Annotated in this window: 20 protein-coding genes and 1 pseudogene; 12 read left to right on the top strand and 9 right to left on the bottom strand. The window is 70.0% G+C overall.

All coding sequences use genetic code 11. The annotated features are described in order from the left end of the window. Positions 1–6 precede the first annotated feature (6 nt). Positions 7–768 carry a class I SAM-dependent methyltransferase gene (locus ACFFCA_RS07665; RefSeq protein ID WP_375483420.1) on the top strand — a complete coding sequence of 254 codons (762 nt, stop codon included), beginning with the start codon at positions 7–9 and terminating at the stop codon, positions 766–768. Positions 769–846: 78 nt separating this feature from the next. Continuing rightward, the gene (locus ACFFCA_RS07660) at positions 847–1,389 is read left to right on the top strand and encodes a hypothetical protein (protein ID WP_375483418.1); all 543 of its coding nucleotides are present in this window, start codon (positions 847–849) and stop codon (positions 1,387–1,389) included. A gap of 38 nt (positions 1,390–1,427) precedes the next feature. On the opposite strand, the gene ACFFCA_RS07655 is transcribed toward ACFFCA_RS07660, so the two are convergent. Continuing rightward, on the bottom strand, positions 1,428–2,129 hold the full coding sequence (locus ACFFCA_RS07655) for a VC0807 family protein (RefSeq protein ID WP_375483416.1): 702 nt from the start codon (positions 2,127–2,129) through the stop codon (positions 1,428–1,430). Between the two features lie 22 nt (positions 2,130–2,151). Here ACFFCA_RS07655 and ACFFCA_RS07650 point away from each other — a divergent pair, with 22 nt between their 5' ends. Then, positions 2,152–2,772, top strand: a complete 621-nt coding sequence (locus ACFFCA_RS07650; RefSeq protein WP_375483415.1) for a TetR/AcrR family transcriptional regulator — start codon at positions 2,152–2,154, stop codon at positions 2,770–2,772. A 126-nt stretch (positions 2,773–2,898) separates the two neighbouring features. Here ACFFCA_RS07650 and ACFFCA_RS07645 read toward each other — a convergent pair whose 3' ends face one another. Then, entirely contained in the window at positions 2,899–3,753 is an 855-nt protein-coding gene (locus ACFFCA_RS07645) for a methyltransferase domain-containing protein (RefSeq protein ID WP_375483413.1), read from the bottom strand. Positions 3,754–3,866: 113 nt separating this feature from the next. Between ACFFCA_RS07645 and ACFFCA_RS07640 the strand changes: the two genes are divergently transcribed. Beyond that, on the top strand, positions 3,867–4,562 hold the full coding sequence (locus tag ACFFCA_RS07640; RefSeq protein WP_375483411.1) for a dienelactone hydrolase family protein: 696 nt from the start codon (positions 3,867–3,869) through the stop codon (positions 4,560–4,562). A gap of 67 nt (positions 4,563–4,629) precedes the next feature. Here the strand turns inward: ACFFCA_RS07640 and ACFFCA_RS07635 are convergent, their stop codons facing one another. The 3 genes from ACFFCA_RS07635 to ACFFCA_RS07625 all read right to left on the bottom strand — a co-directional run bounded on the left by ACFFCA_RS07635 (position 4,630) and on the right by ACFFCA_RS07625 (position 8,478). Then, on the bottom strand, positions 4,630–5,670 hold the full coding sequence (locus tag ACFFCA_RS07635; protein WP_375483410.1) for a 1-aminocyclopropane-1-carboxylate deaminase: 1,041 nt from the start codon (positions 5,668–5,670) through the stop codon (positions 4,630–4,632). Between the two features lie 4 nt (positions 5,671–5,674). Continuing rightward, positions 5,675–6,334 carry a GntR family transcriptional regulator gene (locus ACFFCA_RS07630; protein ID WP_375483408.1) on the bottom strand — a complete coding sequence of 220 codons (660 nt, stop codon included), beginning with the start codon at positions 6,332–6,334 and terminating at the stop codon, positions 5,675–5,677. Between the two features lie 1,235 nt (positions 6,335–7,569). Continuing rightward, positions 7,570–8,478, bottom strand: a complete 909-nt coding sequence (locus ACFFCA_RS07625; protein WP_375483406.1) for a LysR family transcriptional regulator — start codon at positions 8,476–8,478, stop codon at positions 7,570–7,572. Between the two features lie 124 nt (positions 8,479–8,602). Between ACFFCA_RS07625 and ACFFCA_RS07620 the strand changes: the two are divergent. The 5 genes and pseudogenes from ACFFCA_RS07620 to ACFFCA_RS07600 all read left to right on the top strand — a co-directional run. Then, positions 8,603–9,214 (top strand): annotated as a pseudogene (locus ACFFCA_RS07620) (NADPH-dependent F420 reductase); the annotation flags it as partial. 3 nt (positions 9,215–9,217) lie between these two features. After that, complete coding sequence (locus ACFFCA_RS07615; RefSeq protein ID WP_375483561.1) at positions 9,218–9,589, top strand: nuclear transport factor 2 family protein; 372 nt, start codon at positions 9,218–9,220, stop codon at positions 9,587–9,589. Positions 9,590–9,604: 15 nt separating this feature from the next. Then, complete coding sequence (locus ACFFCA_RS07610; RefSeq protein ID WP_375483402.1) at positions 9,605–10,537, top strand: SDR family oxidoreductase; 933 nt, start codon at positions 9,605–9,607, stop codon at positions 10,535–10,537. A gap of 18 nt (positions 10,538–10,555) precedes the next feature. Beyond that, positions 10,556–11,215, top strand: a complete 660-nt coding sequence (locus tag ACFFCA_RS07605; protein WP_375483559.1) for an NADPH-dependent F420 reductase — start codon at positions 10,556–10,558, stop codon at positions 11,213–11,215. A 98-nt stretch (positions 11,216–11,313) separates the two neighbouring features. Then, on the top strand, positions 11,314–11,994 hold the full coding sequence (locus ACFFCA_RS07600) for a hypothetical protein (RefSeq protein ID WP_375483400.1): 681 nt from the start codon (positions 11,314–11,316) through the stop codon (positions 11,992–11,994). An 88-nt stretch (positions 11,995–12,082) separates the two neighbouring features. On the opposite strand, the gene ACFFCA_RS07595 is transcribed toward ACFFCA_RS07600, so the two are convergent. From ACFFCA_RS07595 to ACFFCA_RS07585, 3 genes are all read right to left on the bottom strand, one after another. Continuing rightward, the gene (locus ACFFCA_RS07595) at positions 12,083–12,742 is read right to left on the bottom strand and encodes a cyclase family protein (RefSeq protein WP_375483398.1); all 660 of its coding nucleotides are present in this window, start codon (positions 12,740–12,742) and stop codon (positions 12,083–12,085) included. 75 nt (positions 12,743–12,817) lie between these two features. Next, complete coding sequence (glnA, locus tag ACFFCA_RS07590; protein ID WP_375483396.1) at positions 12,818–14,176, bottom strand: type I glutamate--ammonia ligase; 1,359 nt, start codon at positions 14,174–14,176, stop codon at positions 12,818–12,820. A gap of 98 nt (positions 14,177–14,274) precedes the next feature. After that, a complete protein-coding gene (locus tag ACFFCA_RS07585; protein WP_375483394.1) occupies positions 14,275–15,615 on the bottom strand; it encodes an Ig-like domain-containing protein in 1,341 nt (446 codons plus the stop codon). Positions 15,616–15,968: 353 nt separating this feature from the next. On the opposite strand from ACFFCA_RS07585, the gene ACFFCA_RS07580 reads away from it, so the two are divergent. From ACFFCA_RS07580 to ACFFCA_RS07570, 3 genes are all read left to right on the top strand, one after another. Further along, positions 15,969–17,687: an NAD+ synthase gene (locus ACFFCA_RS07580; RefSeq protein WP_375483392.1), complete on the top strand. Its 1,719-nt coding sequence runs from the start codon at positions 15,969–15,971 to the stop codon at positions 17,685–17,687. 126 nt (positions 17,688–17,813) lie between these two features. After that, positions 17,814–18,647 carry a 3-methyl-2-oxobutanoate hydroxymethyltransferase gene (gene panB / locus ACFFCA_RS07575; protein WP_375483390.1) on the top strand — a complete coding sequence of 278 codons (834 nt, stop codon included), beginning with the start codon at positions 17,814–17,816 and terminating at the stop codon, positions 18,645–18,647. Positions 18,648–18,667: 20 nt separating this feature from the next. After that, positions 18,668–19,480 (top strand): PhzF family phenazine biosynthesis protein, encoded by an 813-nt coding sequence (locus ACFFCA_RS07570; protein WP_375483388.1) that lies wholly within the window; start codon positions 18,668–18,670, stop codon positions 19,478–19,480. 32 nt (positions 19,481–19,512) lie between these two features. Here the strand turns inward: ACFFCA_RS07570 and ACFFCA_RS07565 are convergent, their stop codons facing one another. Then, complete coding sequence (locus tag ACFFCA_RS07565; RefSeq protein ID WP_375483386.1) at positions 19,513–20,859, bottom strand: RNB domain-containing ribonuclease; 1,347 nt, start codon at positions 20,857–20,859, stop codon at positions 19,513–19,515. Between the last annotated feature and the right edge of the window lie 218 nt (positions 20,860–21,077).

Here is a 21,077-nt window from a genome sequence, read left to right as displayed (position 1 = left end):
GACCCGGTGACCGGACGCGGGCTCAGTTTCGGTGCGGCGGCCGTGGCCTACGAACGGTTCCGGCCCGGTTACCCGGACGCCGTCGTCGACGAGGTGCTGCGCTACGCCACGCGACCGGTCAGATCCGCCCTGGAGATCGGCGCCGGCACCGGGAAGGCAACCCGGGCCTTCGTCCGCCGCGGGATCTCGCTCACCGCCACCGATCCCGATCCGGCCATGTTGGCCGAACTGCACCGACAGGTGCAGCCCGAGGTAGCGACCATGGCCGTACCTTTCGAGCAGCTGCCGACCGACCGCACCTACGATCTCGTCTTCTCCGCCGCCTCGCTGCACTGGACGTCCGCCGCGGGGCGGTGGGAACGTGTCGCCGCCCTGCTCACCGGCGGTGGGGTGTTCGCCAACCTCGGAGGCCCGTTCGAGCTGGCGGACCCGCGGTTGGCCGCCGCCGTTGCCGAAGCGCGGTCCCGGGTGGTGTCGGATGAGGTCCTTCGAGCACCCGAGCCGGTGACGTCCGGTCCCGACCTGCGCTGGCCAGGGAGCGAACTGGCCGGCTCTCCGCTGTTCACCGACGTGCGCCAGATCGACGTGCCGCGCCGTCTGCAGTTGTCGCCCGACGACTACCTCGGCCACCTCGGGACGATCTCGGCGTTCCTGGTGCTCTCCGACACCGACCGCCAGACCGTCTCCGCCGACATCCGCACCCTGCTCCCGGAGCAGGTGCCGATCGCCGCCGACCTGACGGTGCACCTCGCACGATCGGCGGTGTGAGGACGCGTGCCGTCCCACGGCTGGGTGCCTGCTCCGCGACGCCGATCGGTCCCGTGGTTCGACGAGATGTTGGCGGCGATGGCCGATGCCCCGACCCGACTGTCCGGTGTCGTGCGCGCCCGGATCGCGGATCACGGAGGCACCGAGTTCACCTATCGTGTCCAGCGCGACGGGCGACGCGTGCGCTGTTCGGCGCTCGACGGTGCCGTACACGTCATCGCCGGCACGGGCACGGTCTGGTGTCGCCGAGACGGCAGCGACGTGCTCGACATCGAACCAGCTGACCCGCACCTGCTCCACGCCCCCGACGACTACGAGTTCGGCGTCCGACTGTTCGACTGGTCCCGGTGGAAAGGAAACGACTTCACCGAGCCCGTCGATGGTCCCGAGGAGGTGCTCATGCTGGGTCGACCGGCGTGGCGCATCACGCTCGCTCCACCGCCACACAAGCCGGAGCCCATGCAGATCGTCGTCGACCAGCAGACCTTCCTGACGCTGCACGAGGGCAACGAGGCCTTCGGCACCTATCACCGATGGAGCGAACTGGACCTCGATCCGCACATCGACGAGTCCGTCTTCGCGTGGAACGACACCGACCGGGTCGCTTCCGAGTACCAGTAGCGGCAGCTGCGTCGCGCTTGCGCCGTACCGAGCTGTCCTCAGGGGCGGGCGTAGTGGCGCGCGAGCACCACTGTCGCCGCGACGGCCAGCGCCGTGGCGATCCACGGCAGCACTTGCGTCCAGGCATACGCGACGTCGAACGTCGAGGCGTGGACGACCAGCGTCTGGACGGCGGCCTCGAGCAGGTAGGCCACCGCCCACACGACGGTGATGACGTACTGCGCGCGCCGGAAACGCGGGTACTGCCACATCCCGGTCCATTCCTGCATGCCTTCGTGCGTGCCGTCGGTGGCGTAGCGCTGGCCGAAGTAGAAGGCCAGCGGGCGTCGGCAGAGCAGCGAGCCGCCGAAGATGAGCCCGATCAGACCGGTGACGGCCGCGTCCTTGTAGAGCAGCGCGTCGGCATCGCGGCTGCCGACGAGCGCCGCCGCTGCGGACAGTGCGGTGAACGCGAACACGGCGAGCGACGCACCGCTGAGTTTGCCGGCGCGCACCCACACCGCGACACCGCCCAGCACCGGACCCACCCCGGCGATCAGGTAGGCCGTCGCCTCACCGGCTCCCGCGTCCCGGGCCACGGCGAATGCGGCTATCGCCACGCCGACGTCGAGCACCGTGACGGCGACGTTGAACGCCAGGCCGGCCCGGTTCCACGTCGGCCCATGAGCCGCACCCGGTTCGGACTGGCCTTGCGATGGCGACTCGATCAGCACCGAGGCGCCGTGACCCGACCGCTTCATAACAGTGTTATAGGATGCGGACATGTCCGGTGTCAACCCCGTCGACCGCGCGCGCGACGACCGTGGGCCGCACGACGACCTCGATCGTCGGCTGATCGACGAGGCCGCCCGCATGTTCGCCGAGGTCGGGCCATCCGGGCTGTCGCTGCGCAAGCTCGCGACCAACGTCGGCACCTCCACGATGTCGGTCTACACCCGGTTCGGCGGCAAGCCGGGCCTGCTCGCCGCGATGCACCGCGAGGGGTTCCGGCGCCTCGGCCAGCAGCTGACACACGCAGGCGAGAACGAGGGCGGCGACAACCTGCTGCTCGAGATCGGCTTGGCCTACCGGCAGGCCGCCCTCGATAGCCCGCACCTCTACGGCCTCATGTTCGGGCCTCTGCCCAAGGACATTGCCTTCGACCCTGCCGACGATCCGGCCGCCGCCGCGACCTACGCGCCACTGGTGCAGGGAGTGCGCGTCGCTGTCGACAACCGCGACCTCGTCGGGGACCCCGAGCGCATCGCCCTGCACCTGTGGGTCGTGGCCCACGGCATGGTGAGCCTCGAACTGTCGGGCCAGCTGCCCGTACCGCCCGACGAAGCCAAGGACGCCTACGTGCAGGCGCTGTGGTTCGCCGCGCAACCGTTCATCGTCGAGTGAGCGACGGCCGCTCCGTCGCCGGGATCGTTCGCACTCGTCGTCCGAGGTGGACGAGGCGCCTGCGCGTCCGGCGGATCGACGGGCGCGTCAACCGGCGCGCGGACGCCGCTGCGTCGTGCCTGGCGGTCAGGTCGGATTGCGCGCCGTCACCAACCAGAGCGCGGCAGGCACCCGCACGACCCCGTCGGTGAGGTGACGACGCAACTCGGCGCGCACCTCGTCGAGCAGCTCGGCCCATGCACCCGGTTCCAGGCTCGGCTGGAGCTTCTCCCGGGCCGTGCGCCCGGTGGTCACGCTGAGGACGGTGGCCAGGCGCTGCTCGACGCCGTCGTCGCCGTCGAAGCCGTAGTCGAGCACGACGTCCAGCGGCGTGACATCGACCGACGCCCAGCCCGCGTCGGCCAGCAGCCGCTCGAGCCGGAGGCGGCCGGCGAAGGCCGTGGGTCCCGGCTCGTCCGGTGCGGGCGGCCCGGGACGCGGGTCCAGCCGCTCGGCGAGCACGGTCGTGCCCAGGGTGAACATGGGGTTCTCGGCGAAGGTGCGCCAGCAGGCGAACACGAGTTGGGCGCCGCCGGCCGCGACCCCTCGGAGGTTGGTGAACGCTGCAACCGGGTCAGCGAAGAACATGACCCCGAAGCGCGACACCACGCTGTCGAACGGAGGGCCAGGAGCGTCGCGTGTCAGATCCATGGTCTGCGCATCGCCGAGCAGCACGGTCGCGGCCGGCACCCGCGCGGCCGCCGCTGCCACCATGCCGGGAGAGATGTCGACGCCGACGGCGGTCGCTCCGACGACGGTGGCCGCAGCGAGCAGCGTGCCGGAGCCGCAGCCCACGTCGAGCACCCGCTGACCCGCACGCACGTCCGCGGCGGCGAGGATCGCGTCGGTCACCGGGGAGAAGATCGCGTCGAAGATCGACTCGTGCTCCACCCAACCTGCGGCGCTGTCCGCCCAGTGCCTGCCCATGTCGGCGTTCGTCACGGGCCCGAGCCTACGAGTTGCACCGGCGGGCGAGGTGGGCACGCTCGTGGCAGCGAGCCCGGCGCGGGCGCCCGCCCGAACATCACGCTCGACCCACCACAACGAGGAGTTCCATGACCGAGCAACCCTTCCAGAACGTCACCTTCCCGAGCAACGGCGGGACGGCTCACGGCTATCTTGCCGTTCCGGACAGCGGGTCCGGGCCCGGACTGATCGTCATCCAGGAGTGGTGGGGGCTGGACGACAGCCTCAAGAAGGTCGTCGACCGCTTCGCCGCCGAGGGCTTCTTCGCGCTCGCGCCCGACCTCTACGGCGGTCGCGTGGCCCACGACTCGGACGAGGCCGGGCAGATGCTCTCCTCCCTGCCGGTCGAGCAGGCGACGAAGGACCTCTCCGGCGGGGTCGACTTCCTCCTCGGCCAGGACGCCGTCACGTCCTCGTCCGTCGGCGTCGTCGGCTACTGCATGGGCGGCGCCTTCGCGCTGCTGCTGGCCGCCCAGGAAGGCGATCGGGTCTCGGCGTCGGTCCCGTACTACGGCGTAGGCCCCGGCACCCCCACCAGCTACGCCGGGATCACCGCCGCGGTCCAGGGCCACTACGGGGAGCAGGACCAGATGATGCCGGTCGACGACGCCCACAAGACCGAGCAGCAGATCCGCTCCGAGTCCGGTGCCGAGGTCGAGTTCTTCTACTACGACGCCGGCCACGCCTTCATGAACCCCGACGACAAGATGGGGACACACAAGCCCGAACTGGCCGAGCAGGCCTGGTCCCGCACGCTGGAGTTCCTGCGTTCCAAGGTGCAGTGAGGCCGTCCCGCGGCGGGGCGCTCCGGCGTCCCGCCGCGGTTCGCGATCACCCTGAGGTCGACGATGATCACAGCGGCAGAGCGTCGGCGTGGGTGAACAGGCTGCTGTAGGCGTTCAGTGCCGGTTGCCCGCCCAGGTGCGCGTAGAGCACCGTCGAGTCCTTCGGAATGTCGCCGCCGGTCACCAGGTCGATCAGGCCGGCCATTGACTTGCCCTCGTACACCGGGTCGATGATCATCCCTTCGAGCTGCCCGGTCAGCTTGATGGCGTGCAGGGTCGAGTCCACCGGGATCCCGTAGCGCTCGCCGGCCCAACCGGGCAGCACGACGATCTCGTCGTCGCGCAGGTCGCGCTGTAGGCCGACGAGCGACGCGGTGCTGCGGGCGATCCGCGCCACCTGATCGCGGGTCTCGTCGAGCCGCGCGCTGGCGTCGATGCCGATCACCCGACGGGGTCGACCCCCGGCCTGCTCGAGCGCGGCGAAGCCGGCAATCATGCCGGCGTGGGTCGAGCCGGTCACCGAGCACACCACGACGGTGTCGAAGAAGACGTCGAGCTCGCGCTCCTGGTCAGCGACCTCCTGGGCCCAGCGGGCGAAGCCCAGGCCACCCAGCCGATGGTCCGAGGCGCCGGCCGGGATCGCGTACGGGGTGCCGCCGCGGGCGGTGACGTCGTCGAGGGCCTGCTTCCACGAATCCTTGAACCCGATGCCGAACCCGGCCGGATCGATCCGCACCTCGGCGCCCATGATGCGGCTCAGCAGGATGTTGCCGACGCGGTCGTTCACGCTGTCGGGCCAGTCGACCCACTTCTCCTGGACCAGGACCGCCTGCATGCCCAGCCGGGCTGCGACAGCCGCGACCTGGCGGGTGTGGTTGGACTGGTACCCGCCGATCGAGACCAGTGTGTCCGCACCCTGCGCGATCGCGTCCGGGACGAGGTACTCCAGCTTGCGGGTCTTGTTCCCACCGTAGGCCAGTCCGGAGTTGCAGTCCTCGCGCTTGGCCCAGATGGCCGCGCCCCCGAGATGTGCGGTGAGGCGCGGCAGCGGGTGCACCGGGCTGGGCCCGAAGGTCAGCGGGTAGCGCGGGAAGTCGGACAGGGTCATCGGATCACTCCTGGGTGTCGGGCCGGTCGGTCGGCAGCGTGTGCCAGGTGTCGAAGGCGACGGCGGCGGCTGCCTCTGCTCGGCCCTGGGCGCACAGGCCGATGAGGGTCGTGTGCCGGTCGACGGAGGCTCGACCGCCCAGGGTGGCGAAACGCAGCCGCTCGGCCCGGCGGAGCATCGGCGTGTACTGATCCAGGACGGCGGCGACCGCCGCGTTGGCGGCAACCGCCACCGGTACCGCGGGCAGGTCGTCGTCCGCGCTCAGGGCGTTCAGATCGCTCGCCCGGACGGCCGTGGAGAAGCGCTTGTTCGCCCGCGTCATGGCCGCGAGGTCGGCAGGGGCGAGTTTCGCTACCGACTCACGCACGGCCAGCTGATGCCTGGCAGCGACGACCTCGCAGGCATCCCGCGCCGCCCGGTGATCCAGCGCGGTCACGGTCGTCGAGCGGCCCGGGCGCGACTCCACGAGCCCGGCACCTGCCAGCCGCAGAAGCGCTTCGCGGGCCGGTGTTCTACTGACACCGAGCCAGTCCGCGAGCTCGCCGTCCCGCAGCTGCTCCCCCGGCGCGAACGAGCCGTCGACCAGCGCCGTCCGCAGGCGGTAGAACACCTCGTTTCGCAGCGGCACACGCTGGAGCGATGACGCGAACGACGGAATCGGCATGCAAAATATTGCACCCTAAGGCACTGAATCTCGCCAACTGGCCTGAGCCGAAGCCGCCGGCTTCTGACTTGCTGGAGTCGTCGCTTCGGACGCAGGGACAACCCTTGCTCGGAGACGACTTGGCAGCTGGCGACTGCTGAGGAGACATCGGGCGGCGTGATCGATGTCCGCGCGCTGGCTTGCTCTGTACGCACAACGCAGCCTTGACTAACTGATCTCTAGCTTTTACTTTACTTGAATCTAACACGATCTTGGAGGCGCCTCGTGTCAGCTCATCGACGGAGGAACCGCGCGGTCAGCTCCCCAACTTTGACAGGTGGTGTTGGTCTAGTAGTCGGCCTCGCAGTGGGCGCGATCGTCGCTGGCCAACTCCATGGCTCGCATGTCGATCAGGCGGTCCCGGCCGCCGCGCGATTGCCAGGAGCCGTTGGCCAACCGTCTCCGGGTGGACAAGGTGCGGCCGATCGACACCTGGCGACGACCTCCACTCCGGTTACGCGCACCGTCACGGCAGTCTCGACACAGACTGTGGTCCGAACGATGACGCCTGCGCCGCCCAAGCCCAAGGAAGACACGGTCCGAGGCAAGGTCAGCTGGACTTTTTTCCTGGGCAGCGACATAGCCACCGGGTCGGACCGAGGCGGCGCAACGTGCGGCGAACGCGAAGGTGCAGTCAATATAATGAACGGCACCGGCGTGATCCTGACCGTCCACCAAGGACGTCCCAGCGTGGTGTCGAAGAAAACGGACGGAACTGGCGACGTAACGACCACGTGCCAGGAGAAATACTCGGTTCACGTAGCGGCGTCCCCTGTCTACCGCGTCGCGCTCACAAACCCCCCAAACAACGACAACGCCACCGCAACCTGTAAGACAACGGGAATACGTGCAGACTCGACCTCGAACGTAAACGCATCCGGGGTGGCGCAGATGCAAGAGTTGGGATGGTTCTTCGGCTGTTACTGATCACTCCTGGTCCCGATCGACCGGAGCGGTTTGCGAGAGCTCCGCTTACCTTGCGCTCGAGAACCTCCCGGGCGCACTGCAGCCAAATCGCTTGCTTCGAACGGTAGCGCCCTCCGGGCGCTCCCGTCGATCTACATAGGGCTCACCTGACCCAGATGTGGCTCGCCGTGTCCGACGATCCGGCGGCCACTGCGATCGGCCGGTACTTCCATCACCTGGCGCGCCGGGACCGCAACCGACTTCCGAGGCGCGGTCAACCGGCCGCGCGGTCAACCGGGCCTCGCTGCGCCGGGGCCGCCCAGCTGCCACATCTCGTAGTTCCCGCACTCGGCCGTGACCTCGGCTGCCGACTGGGCCGCGGCGAAGAAAGCGTCGACCAGCGGTGACACACGCGATTGCGCAACGGCGAGGCACACCTGGTCCGGCGCCACGTCCGGCACTGGAACGTAGACCACCTCGGGGTGTGAGTAGAACACGGTCGCCGAACGGGCCAGGAACGAGATGCCCCGGCCGGCCGCGACGTGTTCGAGCGTTTCGTCCACCCCGCGCACCACGTACCCGGCGTTGGGATGTCGGCGTGCGGTGGGCTGCGGGAGCTCCGCATTCCAGACCAGCATCTCGCGGGCCAGGTCGGCCTCGGTGACTTCCTCCTTGCCGGCGAGTCGGTGGCTCACGGGCAGTACCGCGACTCGCGGCTCGGTGTAGAGCGGGGCGATGCGCAGACCCGTTTCGTCGATGGGCAGTCGCACGTACCCGAGATCGACGCGGCCGTCGAGCAGCACCTGCGACTGTTCGTCGCCTTCGATCCGCTGCACGTCGACCGGGACGTCCGGGTGCTGAGCGGCGAAGACCTGGACAGCCGGAGCGACGGCGATGCCTGCTCGAAACCCGACCGTCAAGCGCTGGCTTCCTCGCGCGGTCACGGTGACCCGATGGCGGGCCGCGTCCGCGGCGGCCAGCAGCGGACCGGCGTCGCTCAGCAGCTGGCGACCGGCGTCGGTCAGCGCGACACCGTGGCTGTCCCTGGTCAACAACGGGGTACCGAGCTCTTTCTCCAGCGCTCGGATCTGACGGCTCAACACCGGTTGTGCGATGTGCAGCTGCTCGGCGGCGCGGCCGAAGTGCAATGTGTCGGCGACGGCGACGAAGTACCGCAGCTTGCGCAGGTCCAGGTCCATGCAGCCTCCCGATCGGCGATGCCTTCAGGCTATCGCCGTGCTCGAAAGAGGTCTTGGACGCGGGCTCACCGCGGTGGCAACCATGGACGTCGAGGGTTCAACACGTCGAGGAGAGAAGCACCGCATGAGCAGCATCAGCATCATCGGATTGGGCGGCATGGCCCGCACTCTGGCCGCCCGCGCGGTCGAAAGCGGACACGCGGTCGAGGTCATCGGCCGCGATACGGCGAAGGCTGAGGACATGGCCGCTGCATTGGGCGCGGGCGCAACGGCCGGCGTCTTCGGCAGCATCCCGGCCGGTGACCTCGTCATCCTCGCCGTGCCGTACGCCAGCGCCGTGGGAGTGGTCGCCCGATTCGGGGACGCGCTGGACGGCAAAGTCATCGTCGACATCTCGAACACGTTCACCGCACCCGACGACACCGAACTGGTCACGCCGAACGGCACGTCCGGTGCGGAGGAGATCGCGAAGGCCGCCGCGGCAGGCGCGCACGTCGTCAAGGCTTTCAATACCGTGTTCGGGCACGTCCTTGCCCTGGGCGGCCCACTGGACGTGCTGTTCGCCGGCGACGACGAGCGGGCCAAGGAGAGCGTGTCGACGCTGATCGAGAGCCTTGGGCTGCGCCCGCTGGATGTCGGCCCCCTGGCAATGGCGCACTGGCTGGAGGGGGCGGGCCTGCTGATGATGGGGCTGGCCGGCAACGGCGCAGGGTTCGACATCGCCCTCGGCGTCGACAAGGTGACCAGGTCGGGCGACGGGCCGGAGTTGAGCGCGGAGAAGACCAGCCAGGTCGTCCGAACCTACTTCGAGCTGGCGGGACACGGCAGTGCCCAGGGACACCGGAGCGCTGACGACGTGGCGGCGCTCTTCGCCGACGATGCGGTCTTCCGCAGCGGCGACGACGTCCATCACGGGGTCGACGCGATCCGCAGGGCCTACCACTCACTGTGGGACGACCGGGAGCAGGCCGTCGAGGTCGTCTCGTTGAAGGTGACCGGCGCAGACGCAGCTGCTCACGTACAGGTGATCGTTTCCGGCCGACGGGTCGACGTCATCGACGTGATGACCTTCGACGAGGACGGCAAGATCTCGTCCTTGCGAACCTACTGAGGACGGAGCACCCACATGCGCGTCTTCGTCACTGGCGGGACCGGCCATTCCGGTCCGTACATCATTCGTGAGCTGATTGCCGCCGGGCACGAGGTCACCGGCTTGGCCAGATCGGACGAGGCTGCGGCTGCGGTGTCCGCGCTCGGCGCAACGGTGCGCCGCGGCGAGCTCGCGGACCTGGACGGTCTCAAGGAGGTTGCCGCCGAGTCCGACGGGGTCATCCACGTCGCGCACCGGCAGGACCTGCTGCCGACCGGCGGCATGGATGCCGTCGCGCTCGCCGAACTGCCGATCATGCTCGCCTACGGAGAGGCGCTCGCGGGAACGGGCAAGCCGCTGGTGGCGGCGGGAAGCATCGGCTCGCCCGGGCCGCTGGGTCGGCCGGCCACCGAGGAGGATCTGGCCCTGGCCGTCGGCGAGGAGCACCGGGGCACCCTTCACGTCCGCAATGTCGTGGAGGCCGCCGTCCTCGGCCTCGCCGAGCAGGGCGTGCGGTCCTCCGTCGTGCGGATCGCCAACATCATGCACAGCACCGCAGATGCCGGTTTCCTGCCCATGTTGATCGCGCTCGCGAACGAGAAGGGCGTCGTCGGCTACCCCGGGGACGGGACCAACCTGTGGAACGCGGTGCATGTCCAGGACGTCGCCTCGCTGTTCCGGCTCGCGCTGGAGAAGGGGCCGCCCGGCAGGTACTGGCACGCCGTCGAGGACGGTGGCATTGCGTTCCGCGACATCGCCGAGGCCATCGGCAGCCACCTGGGGCTACCCGCCGTCAGCATTCCCCTGGACGAACTGATCGTGCCGGGATACTTCGGCTTCCTCGCCAACATCGTGACGAAGAGCTACCCGGCGTCCAACCTCATCACCCGTCGGACCCTCGGCTGGGAACCCGTGCACCCCCGCCTGCTCGACGATCTGGACAACGGCTATTACTTCTCCGAGACGTGAGGACAGAGCTCAATGACGCTGGGAATCATCGGGAGCGGACAGATCGGCACGACCATTGCGCGCCTGGCCGTCCGGGCTGGTCAGCAGGCCGTGCTCAGCAACTCACGAGGACCCGAGACCCTCGCGGGTGTCGTCGCCGAGCTGGGGCCGGGGGCGTCCGCCGCGACCAGCCGGGACGCCGCTGCTGCCGGTGACCTCGTCGTGGTCACGGTCCCGGTGAGTGCCTTCACGAACCTGCCCGCGGAGGCACTGGTCGGAAAGACGGTTGTCGACACCTGCAATTACGGCCCCGAGCGGGACGGCCACCTCCCCGAGCTCGACGACGGGACGCTCACGTCGAGCGAGCTGCTGTCGCGACAGCTGCCGGGTGCCGTCGTCGTCAAGGCGTTCAACAACATCTACTTCGAGCACCTGCTGTCACTGGCTCGTGCCGCGGGGGCGGCCGACCGCTCGTATCTCCCGATCGCCGGCGACTCGCCGTCCGCCAAGGCGCAGGTCACCGCGTTCATCGATTCGATCGGCTACGGCGTCGTGGACGCGGGCCCGCTGGCCGACAGTTGGCGACAGGAGACGGGCAGCCCCGTCTGGGGCACCCCGTACGGGCCCTACTCGAGCAAGGAGGGCCAACCGGCCGACGAGGACGTCATCCGGGCAGCACTTGCCGCCGCGACGCGGTAACCGTGCACGATCGACCGGAACAGCCCCGGGCGGTGCGATCGTCGCCAGGCGGAGACCTCCCCCTCGTAGGTCGAAACGTCCCGGCCGATGATGGAACGGTGCATCGTTCTCGTTCGCCGGCCGCGGCGATCCGGATCCCCGGTGACGAGCTGAAATGGATGAGTCAGAAGGCGTGGCAACGGTGGCGTGACGGCTCACGGCCGGTGCTGGGCACCCTGCTCGGTGTCCTGTCGGTCGCCGGCACCGTCACCTACGGCGTTCCTGCCCTGCGATCGAGTGTGCTGGCCGTCGGTGCCGTCCGCGCAGCGCTGCCGTGGTGTGTGGAATGTGCGCGGCTACCTGCTTCGGCATTCCTACCGACCCCAGGTTTGCCGTTGCCGCTCGCGGTTGCCCAGATCGTGGTCGTCGTGGGTCTGGCGGAGATGCTGCTGGGCCGGTGGGCGACACTCGGCGTGGCCGCCGCCGGCCAGATCGTCAGTACCGTCACCGCACGACTGCTGCTCGGCCTGACAACCCTGCATGCGATCGGGCTCTCCGCGAGCCAGGCACACGTGCTCGACACCGGCCCGTCGGCCGTGACGACTGCGGTCGGGGCCTGGCTGCTCGTCCGATTCCGAGCCCACCGCTGTGTCGTTCTGCTGGGTGCCGCCCTCGTGGTGGCCGACGCGGTGCAGAACGATCTGGACGGTCGCGAGCACCTCGTGGCCTTCTGCTGCGGCGTGCTCATCGGCATCTGTCGACCGGGACGGTTCGGGTCGGCACGGGCCCGAACCGGGTGAGCCCGCGGACGGGTGTTGTCCCCGCCGCGCACCGGCGGCCACAACGCCGCACGCCCTGATCCCTGCGCGGGAGCCCCTCGCTTCCGCGCTATCCGGGGTTGCCGCCATGAGCGAGCACGGCCCGAACCGGAGATCCGTCTCCGTTGGCGATCTTCAACGGAAGGGCCCACAGCTGGTACTCACCCGGTTCGGCAGCAGAGAGATCGAGACCTTCGAGCAGAAGCACGCCGGCGCCGAGCAGCCCACGGTGCGCCGGACAGTCCGGGTCGTCGTGCGCATCCACACCGAAGTAGTCGATGCCCACGAGATTGGGGCGATGCGCCAGCAGGACCGGAACGGTCGCCGGATGGACGAACACGTGATCAGGATGGAACGTGGCGGTGTCGCGCCCGCTGTTGGATGTCCGGAACAGCAGGTTGTGGCCGGGCGGCGATCGGGGAACGTCGTCGGGCATCACGGCTGTCCCGGCGACCTCCACGACGGTCGCCGGCCCGCGGAACCGTTCGAGCGCGACGGCGTCGAGGTCCGCGCCGTCGGTGGCGAAGTGGCGCGGTACATCGACGTGGGTGAGCAGATGCGTGGTCCAGTTCTCCAGGCGAGTCACCCGAGAGGGCGAGACCCCTTCGATGTCGACCAGGGTGCTGCTGGCCACGGCGGGCGCGTCGGGCGGCAGCGCCACGCCCGGCGCGATACGCCGGGAGATGTCGATCAACGGCACGAGATCACCCCCTCCGGAGTCCGGTGGCATCGTTGCTCCACACGGGTGGCGCCGGGCGAACGAGGCCAGGCGACCGGCCTCCGACGTGTCGCACCGCCCCGGGCGCTACAGCGTGGGGAGGTATCGCCGCAGCTCGAACGGGCTGACCTCCGAGCGGTACTCGATCCACTCCTCGCGCTTGTTGCGCAGGAAGAAGTCGAAGACGTGCTCCCCCAGCACCTCGGCCGCGAGCTCGGAGTCCTCCATGACCCGCAGCGACTCGGCGAGGTTGTGCGGCAGCTCGTCGTAACCCAGCGCGCGGCGCTCGACGTCGGACAGCGACCACACGTCGTCCTCGGCTCCGGGGGGCAACTCGTAGCCCTGCTCGATGCCCTTCATGCCGGCGCCGAGGATGATCGCGAACGCCAGGTAGGGGTTGCAGGCCGAGTCGGGTGAGCGCAACTCCACCCGCGTCGAGCCCGCCTTGCCCGGCTTGTAGCGCGGGACGCGGATCAGCGCCGACCGGTTGGCATGCCCCCAGCAGACGAACGTCGGCGCCTCGACGATCGACCCGGGCGCACCGAAGCCCCACAGCCGCTTGTAGGAGTTGACCCACTGGTTGGTGACCGCGGTGATCTCGCGCGCGTGCACCAGCACGCCGGCGATGAACGCGCGGGCCGTCTTGGACAGGTTGAGCGGGTCCGACGGGTCGTGGAACGCGTTCTGGTCACCCTCGAACAGCGACAGGTGCGTGTGCATCCCGCTGCCCGGCTGGTGACGGAAGGGCTTGGGCATGAAGGTCGCGTGCGCCCCGTGCGCGATCGCGACCTCCTTGATGACGTGCCGGAAGGTCATGAGGTTGTCGGCCATCGACAGCGCGTCCGCGTAGCGCAGGTCGATCTCCTGCTGGCCGGGCGCGACCTCGTGGTGGCTGAACTCGACGGAGATGCCGAGTCCCTCGAGCGCGCCGACGGCGGCCCGCCGGAAGTCGTGGGCCACGTCGTGGTTCGACATGTCGAAGTAGCCGCCGTTGTCGATCGGCAGCGGTTCCGACCCGTCCGACGGGCGGTTCTTGAGCAGGAAGAACTCGATCTCGGGGTGGGTGTAGAAGGTGAAACCACGCTCGGCCGCCCGCGACAGAGCCCGCCTCAGCACGTAGCGCGGGTCGGCCCAGGACGGCGAGCCGTCGGGCATCTGGATGTCGCAGAACATCCGCGCCGAGTCCGGGGCGCTGCCGTCGCTCTCGGGCAGGATCTGGAAGGTGGCGGGGTCCGGCCGGGCGAGCATGTCGCTCTCGCTGGTGCGGCTGAACCCCTCGATCGCCGAGCCGTCGAACCCGACGCCCTCCTCGAAGGCACCGTCGAGCTCGGCCGGGGCGATGGCCACCGACTTCAGCGTGCCGAGGACGTCGGTGAACCACAGGCGCACCAGACGGATGTTGCGCTCCTCGATGGTGCGCAGCACGAATTCCTGTTGCCGATCCACTATTCCGCCACCCCGGACCTCACTGTTGTCCTCGCGACCCAGCGACAACTGCGCGTGCCGCTGCCGCCTCAGCGTCCCAGCAGAAGGTTACGCACGGATTAGCTGGCGACCTTGCCGCTGGTCCAGGTCGACCACGCAACGCTCCAGTCGCCGCCCTGCCACACCTGGATCGCCGGGCCGCCGGAGTGCACGACCTGCACGACGTCGCCGACCCGGGCGTTGTTGTAGAACCACTTGGCGTTCTTCAGGTTCAGGTTGAGGCAGCCGTGGGACAGGTTCTGGTGCCCCTGCGCCCACACCGTGGTGTCGAGCTGGTGCAGGTAGATGCCGTCGATGCTGATCTTCGTGGCCCAGTACACGTTCTCGGCGCGGTACCCGTACGGCGAGCTGGCCGGCAGGCCGTAGCTGTCGGAGGACATGCGGGCCGGGTTCTCGTGGTGGATGACGGTGTAGATGCCCGGCATCGTCCACAGCGAGATCTCGCCGTTCTTGCCCTTCACGTAGCCGCCCTGGCCCATGGAGGTCGGCATGCTGCGCTGGAACTTGTCGTTGAAGTAGACCTTGACCTGATGGGTCTTCGCGTTGGCCACCGAGACGTGCTTGGCGCCGATGACGAAGTGTGTGCTGACGTCGGACTGGCCGTACAGGCCGTGGCCGAGGTTCTTGCCGTAGACCTTCGTCGCGACGCTGACCTTGGTGCCGGGTGCGTAGTAGTGCTGCGGGCGCCAGTGGGCGGTGTGCGCGTCGACCCAGTACCAGGCGCCGTCGACGTGCGGGCTGGTCGTGACCTGCAGCGCCTTCGCGGCGGCAGCCTTGTCGGGGATGTCCTCGTCGAAGTAGGCGGAGACGACCATGCCGACGCCGTAGGTGGCACCGGCGTCGAGGGCGGTGCCGTAGATGTCGTTCAGGTAGGGCTGGGTCAGGTTGTCCGGCGACACCGTGCTGATCTTCTGGGTCTTGGTGGCGGTTCGGCCCGCGCCGTCCTTGGTGACGGCGGTGAGGGTGTAGGTCTTGTCGTAACCCAGGTCCTCGGCGGTGGCCCACGAGGTCGCGCCGGTGCCCAGGGCGCCCTTGACGACCTTGCCGGCGGGGTTCTTGAGCACGACGGACGTCAGGGTGCCGTGTGCGACCTTCACGGTGACGGGTGCGGCCGGGTTGGCCCGGGTGAACCCGCCCGTCGCGGCCACGGTGACGGCGGCCGGTAGCGCCGGAGCCGAGGACGAGGGCGCGGCCGACGAGCTGCCTGCCGCGGAGGCGGAGGTGTCGTTGGCGGCCGGCGAGCCCTGGGCGCGGTTGTCGTTGCCGGAGGTGCAGGCGGCCAGCGTGGTCAGCGCGACGACGGCCGCCCCGGCACCGGCCAGGGTGCGGCGCCGGGCGACCCGACGAAGCGCGGCGCCACGACCCGTGCCGTGGTGGGCTGTGCGAGCGACCCGATGCATCCAAATCCTCCGTACGTGCTGGCTCGACTGCGTGCCGGTGGCCGCGGTCGGTCTGCGGGTGCCGGCGGGGTGACGGGCACCCCGACGCGGACCCTGGTAAGTCTCTCAGTGTTTACCGGCGAGCGCCGACATTTGGGCCGTGTGGGCATTACGATCAGCTCACACTTAGGTGGACGTCCTCGAGCGGCGTGCGGTCGCCGACGACGTCGCGGGTGTCTCGAGACCGGTCGCGGCGTGCGTCCTCCGCGCTGGTCAGGGCTGATTGTGCCTGACCGAGAGCGCTTTCGCCCAACGCAACCGCACGGCTCACAGCCACCTCCCGGACGGGGGCCTCCGTGCGCCACACTGGAGACGTGATCGTGCTGCGCCTCGCCCTGGCCCAGGTCAACTACACCGTGGGTGATCTTCCGGGCAACGCCGACATCGTCGTCGCCCGCACGGCCGAGGCCGCGGCGGCAGGTGCCCAGCTGGTGATGTTCCCGGAGATGATGCTGACCGGGTACCCGGTCGAGGACCTCGTGCTGCGCCCCGGTTTCCGGGACGCCTCGCGAGCCGCGCTCGACGCGCTGGCCGGTGCGCTCGCCGACGCCGGGCTCGGCGACACCGCGGTCGTGGTCGGCTACGTCGACGACGACGGCGTCCCGCGCAACGCGTCGGCCTTCCTGCTCGGTGGGCAGGTCAAGGCCCGGTACTTCAAGCATCACCTGCCCAACTACGGCGTGTTCGACGAGCGCCGGTACTTCGTGCCGGGCCGCTCGCTCACCGTGGTGCGCCACCTCGGGGTCGACATCGCGCTGACGGTCTGTGAGGACCTGTGGCAGGACGGCGGCCCGTTCACCGTCGCCGGGGCGGCCGGGGTCGGGCTGGTGCTGAACATCAACTCCTCGCCCTACGAGCGCAACAAGGACGACATCCGCCTGCCGCTGCTCGTGCGCCGCGCCGCCGAGGCCGGCGCACCGATCGCGTACGTCAATTCGGTCGCCGGGCAGGACGAGCTGGTCTTCGACGGCGACTCCATGGTGGTGGCCGCCGACGGCACCCTGCTCACCCGTGTCCAGCAGTTCGTCGAGGGCGTCTTCGTCGTCGACGTCCCGGTGGTCGAGGCCACCGATCCCGCACCCGAGGTCGTCGACGAGGTCATGACCGTCACCCGGGTCGCGACGTCCGTGCCGGAGCCGCCGCCCGCCGACCCGCAGCCGGCGCCGGTGGCGCCGCGGCTCCCCGACGAGGCCGAGGTCTGGAACGCCCTCGTCGTGGGGTTGCGCGACTACGTCGGCAAGAACGGGTTCCGGTCGGTCGTGCTCGGCGTCTCGGGCGGTATCGACTCGGCGGTCGTCGCCGCCGTGGCCGCGGACGCGTTGGGCGGCGAGAACGTCTACGGCGTCTCGATGCCCAGCGCGTACTCGACCGAGCACTCGCGCAGCGACGCCGAGGACCTCGTCCGACGCATCGAAGCGCACTACCGGTCCATCCCGATGAAGAGCGTCATCGACGAGTTCGTCGGGATGCTGTCGCTGACCGGGGTGGCCGAGGAGAACGTCCAGGCGCGGGTGCGCGGCACGACACTCATGGCGCTGTCGAACACCGAGGGCCATCTCGTCCTGGCCACCGGCAACAAGAGCGAGCTGGCGGTCGGGTACGCGACGATCTACGACGCCGGCTCCATCGGCGGCTTCTCACCGTTGAAGGACGTGCCCAAGACCCTGGTGTGGGCGCTGGCCCGCTGGCGCAATGCCCAGGCCGAGGCCGACGGCGAGACACCGCCCATCCCGCCCAACTCGATCACCAAGCCGCCGTCGGCGGAACTGCGCCCCGACCAGCTCGACAGTGATTCGCTGCCCGACTACGAGGTCCTGGACGCGATCCTGGCCCGGTACGTCGACGGCGACCGCGGCGTCGCGCAGATCATCGCGGAGGGCTTCGACGCCGAGCTGGTGCGCAAGGTGGCCCGGATGGTCGACACCGCGGAGTGGAAACGCCGGCAGTACCCGCCGGGTACCAAGATCAGCTACAAGGCCTTCGGCCGTGACCGGCGGCTGCCCATCACCAACCGCTGGCGTGAGAACGGCTGATCTAACCGGGTTGCGTCGCACGTCACTCAGGCAAGACTTACCGGCCGGTACGTTGCACCATTGTTTCGTCCGCATGACACACCCGGGGACCCTGACGTGGCCTCGAGGAACGAAGTGAGGCAAACGATGGCCGAGACATCTCTCTACGGCGGCGTCACGAGTCGACGGATCACGATCCGCGACCTACAGGCAGCGAAGCAGCGCGGCGAGCGCTGGCCGATGCTGACCGCCTACGACTACTCCACCGCGCAGGTGTTCGACGAGGCCGGCATCCCGGTTCTGCTGGTCGGCGACTCGGCCGCGAACGTGGTGTACGGCTACGACACCACCGTGCCGGTGAGCGTCGACGAGCTGCTCCCTCTGGTCCGCGGCGTCGTCCGCGGCGCATCGCGCGCGCTCGTCGTCGCAGACCTGCCGTTCGGTTCCTACCAGGCATCGCGCACGCAGGCCCTCGAGACCGCGGCGCGGTTCATGAAGGAGGGCGGTGCGCAGGCGGTGAAGCTCGAAGGCGGCCAGCGCGTGGCCCCCCAGGTCGAGGCTCTCGTCTCCGCCGGCATCCCTGTCATGGCCCACATCGGCCTGACCCCGCAGTCGGTCAACGCCTTCGGCGGTTACCGCGTGCAGGGCCGAGGCGACGAAGGCGCGCACCGCCTCATGCAGGACGCGAAGGCGCTGCAGCACGCGGGGGCGTTCGCCGTGGTCATGGAGGTCGTGCCCTCCGAGGTCGCGGGCCAGATCACCCGTGTGCTCGACATCCCCACCGTCGGCATCGGCGCCGGCCCGTCGTGCGACGCCCAGGTGCTCGTGTGGCAGGACATGGCCGGCCTGCGCACCGGGAAGCCCGCCAAGTTCGTCAAGGAGTTCGCGAACGTCGGAGCGGTGCTGCACGACGCGGCGACGACCTTCGGCGACGAGGTCCGCGGCGGCACCTACCCCGCGCCGGAGCACGAGTACAGCTGACCCGTAGGTACCGTTCGGGCGTGCGAGTCTTCGTCGTCGACGCCTTCACCGACACCGCCTTCCGGGGGAACCCGGCGGGAGTCGTCCTGCTGACGGCTGCCGCCGGGGACTTCGCGGGCGGTTCGCTCCCCCCGTCGTCGTGGATGCAGGACGTCGCAACCGAGCTGCGTCATTCGGAGACGGCGTTCGTCGTGGCGCGCCCCGACGGCAGCCACGACCTGCGCTGGTTCACGCCGCTGACCGAGGTGGACCTCTGCGGCCACGCCACGCTGGCGACGACGCACGTACTGGCCGGCGTCACCGACCGCGGCACGTTCGACTTCCACACCCGCAGCGGACTGTTGCACACCTCGGTGGGCGTGAACGGTTCCATCACCATGGACTTCCCGGCCGCTCCGCTCGAGCAGCTGACCGGCGTAGCCGGTCTGCAGCGCGCGCTGCGGACGGCGCCGGTGTCGGTGCACCGCGCGGGGCAGGACGTGCTCGTCGAGCTCGCCGACGCGGATGCCGTCGCCCGACTCGACCCCGACCTGCACGGGCTGGCCGGCGTCGAGGCACGGGGCATCGTCGTCACCGCGGCCGCCGACGCAGGCGCGGACCACGACTTCGTGTCGCGGTTCTTCGCCCCGCAGGTCGGTGTCGACGAGGACCCGGTGACCGGCTCGGCGCACTGCGCGCTCGCCCCGTTCTGGAGTGCCCGCCTCGGCCGCACCGTGCTGACCGGCGTGCAGCTGTCCCCACGTGGCGGCCGCGTCGGTGTCGAGGTGATGAGCGGCCGCGTGCGGCTGCACGGTCGCGCGGTGACCGTGCTCGACGGCACGCTGCGCGTCTGACGGCCACGCCCGTCCGGGGCCCGTCCGCGGCGTTACGTGCGCTCGAAGCGCACGGTGCGCGACGCGACGTCGGCCTGCGTCAACCGCACGCGGACCTGCTCGCCGACGGGCAACGCGGTGCCGTCGCAGCGTGCACGCACCGCCGGTTCGTCGAGCACGACGGTGCCGCTGTGCTCGCCGGCGGCGATGACGACGGCGTCGAAGGTCTCCCCCACCCGGTCGGCGAGCAGGAACGCTTCCGTCGCGTCCACGACCGCACGGTCGGCGGCGTGCGCACGACGATCGGCCTCGGCCATGTCGCCAGGCAGCGTCGGCATGGCGTCGCGCACCCACCCCGGCACCGGCACGCCTGCGTGCAGGCTCAGGCACACCTCGGTGGCGAAGCGATCGACGAGACGGCGCAACGGCGCGGTGACGTGGGTGTAGGCGGCGCCGATGCCGCTGTGCAGTGGTTGCTCCGGCACCGCGCCGTCGAAGGTCACGTAGGCGGCCCCGCGCAGTAACGACACCGCGTGCTCGATCACCGCGGCCTGGTGCGGGTCGGCGCGGTCGACGGTGGCCAGGACGTCCCCGGGAGTCGCTCCGTCGGGCCACTCGACGCCGAGGGCGATCGCAGCGCGACGCAGCTCGGCGATCGTGGTCGCGTCGGGCGGCGGGACGGTGCGCAGGATCCCGTACCCGCCGTCCAGCATCATCGTCGCCGCGCACATACCGGTCAGCAGCGAGATCTCCGCGTTGTAGCGCTCGACCTCGAGGTCGTCGCGCAGTTGCAGGGTCCAACCCCGCGTCCCGCCGTGGGCGACGACCTGCTCCGGCAGGTCGAGGTCGATGGCGTGCCGCCCACGGGCCAGAGCCATGCGACGACGCCCGACCTCGCCGAGCAGGGCGATGGGTTCGGGCATCCGTCCGGCGTCGAGGGCGGCCTGCACGCCCGGGTAGTCGAGCTGCGCGGTGCTGCGGACCTGCGCGCGGGCGACGTCCACCGAGCGGACGGACGCATCGGCGGCGAGTGCGATGGTCCAGAGCACCGCGGGGCGCAGCCGGCCGGGCAACAGGCTGGCCGCACCCTCGCTCAACGACGGCGGATGCAGCGGTACCCGGGTGTCCGGGAAGTAGAGCGTCTCGCCGCGACGGCGGGTCTCGGCGTCGAGCGTGCCGCCGGGGTGGACGAACGGGGCGACGTCGGCGATGGCGTACCTGACCACGAACCCGTCCCCGTCGCGCGCGAGGTGGACGGCCTGATCGAGGTCGGTGCTGCCGGGTGGGTCGACGGTGACGAACGGGATGTCGGTCGCGTCGAGTTCGGGGAGATCGGGATGCGCGGCCGCCTGCTCGGCCTCGGTGAGGACCTCCGACGCGAAGTCGCCGGGTACCTCCAACTCCGTCCGCAGCGCGGCGAAGTCGAGAGGTACACCGGCGACCCGATGCGTCAGCTGGTCGACTTCCTGGCGGCCGTCTTGCGGGTGGCCTTCTTTGCGGCGGTCTTGCGGGCCGTCGTCTTCTTGGCGGCGGTCTTGCGGGCGGTCGTCTTCTTCGCAGCCGTCTTGCGCGCCGTCGTCTTCTTCGCGGCGCTCTTGCGGGCGGTCGTCTTCTTCGC

It is taken from the genome of uncultured Jatrophihabitans sp. (assembly GCF_964252635.1).
Lineage (GTDB): Bacteria > Actinomycetota > Actinomycetes > Mycobacteriales > Jatrophihabitantaceae > Jatrophihabitans.
This window is presented reverse-complemented; position numbering and strand designations above follow the sequence as displayed.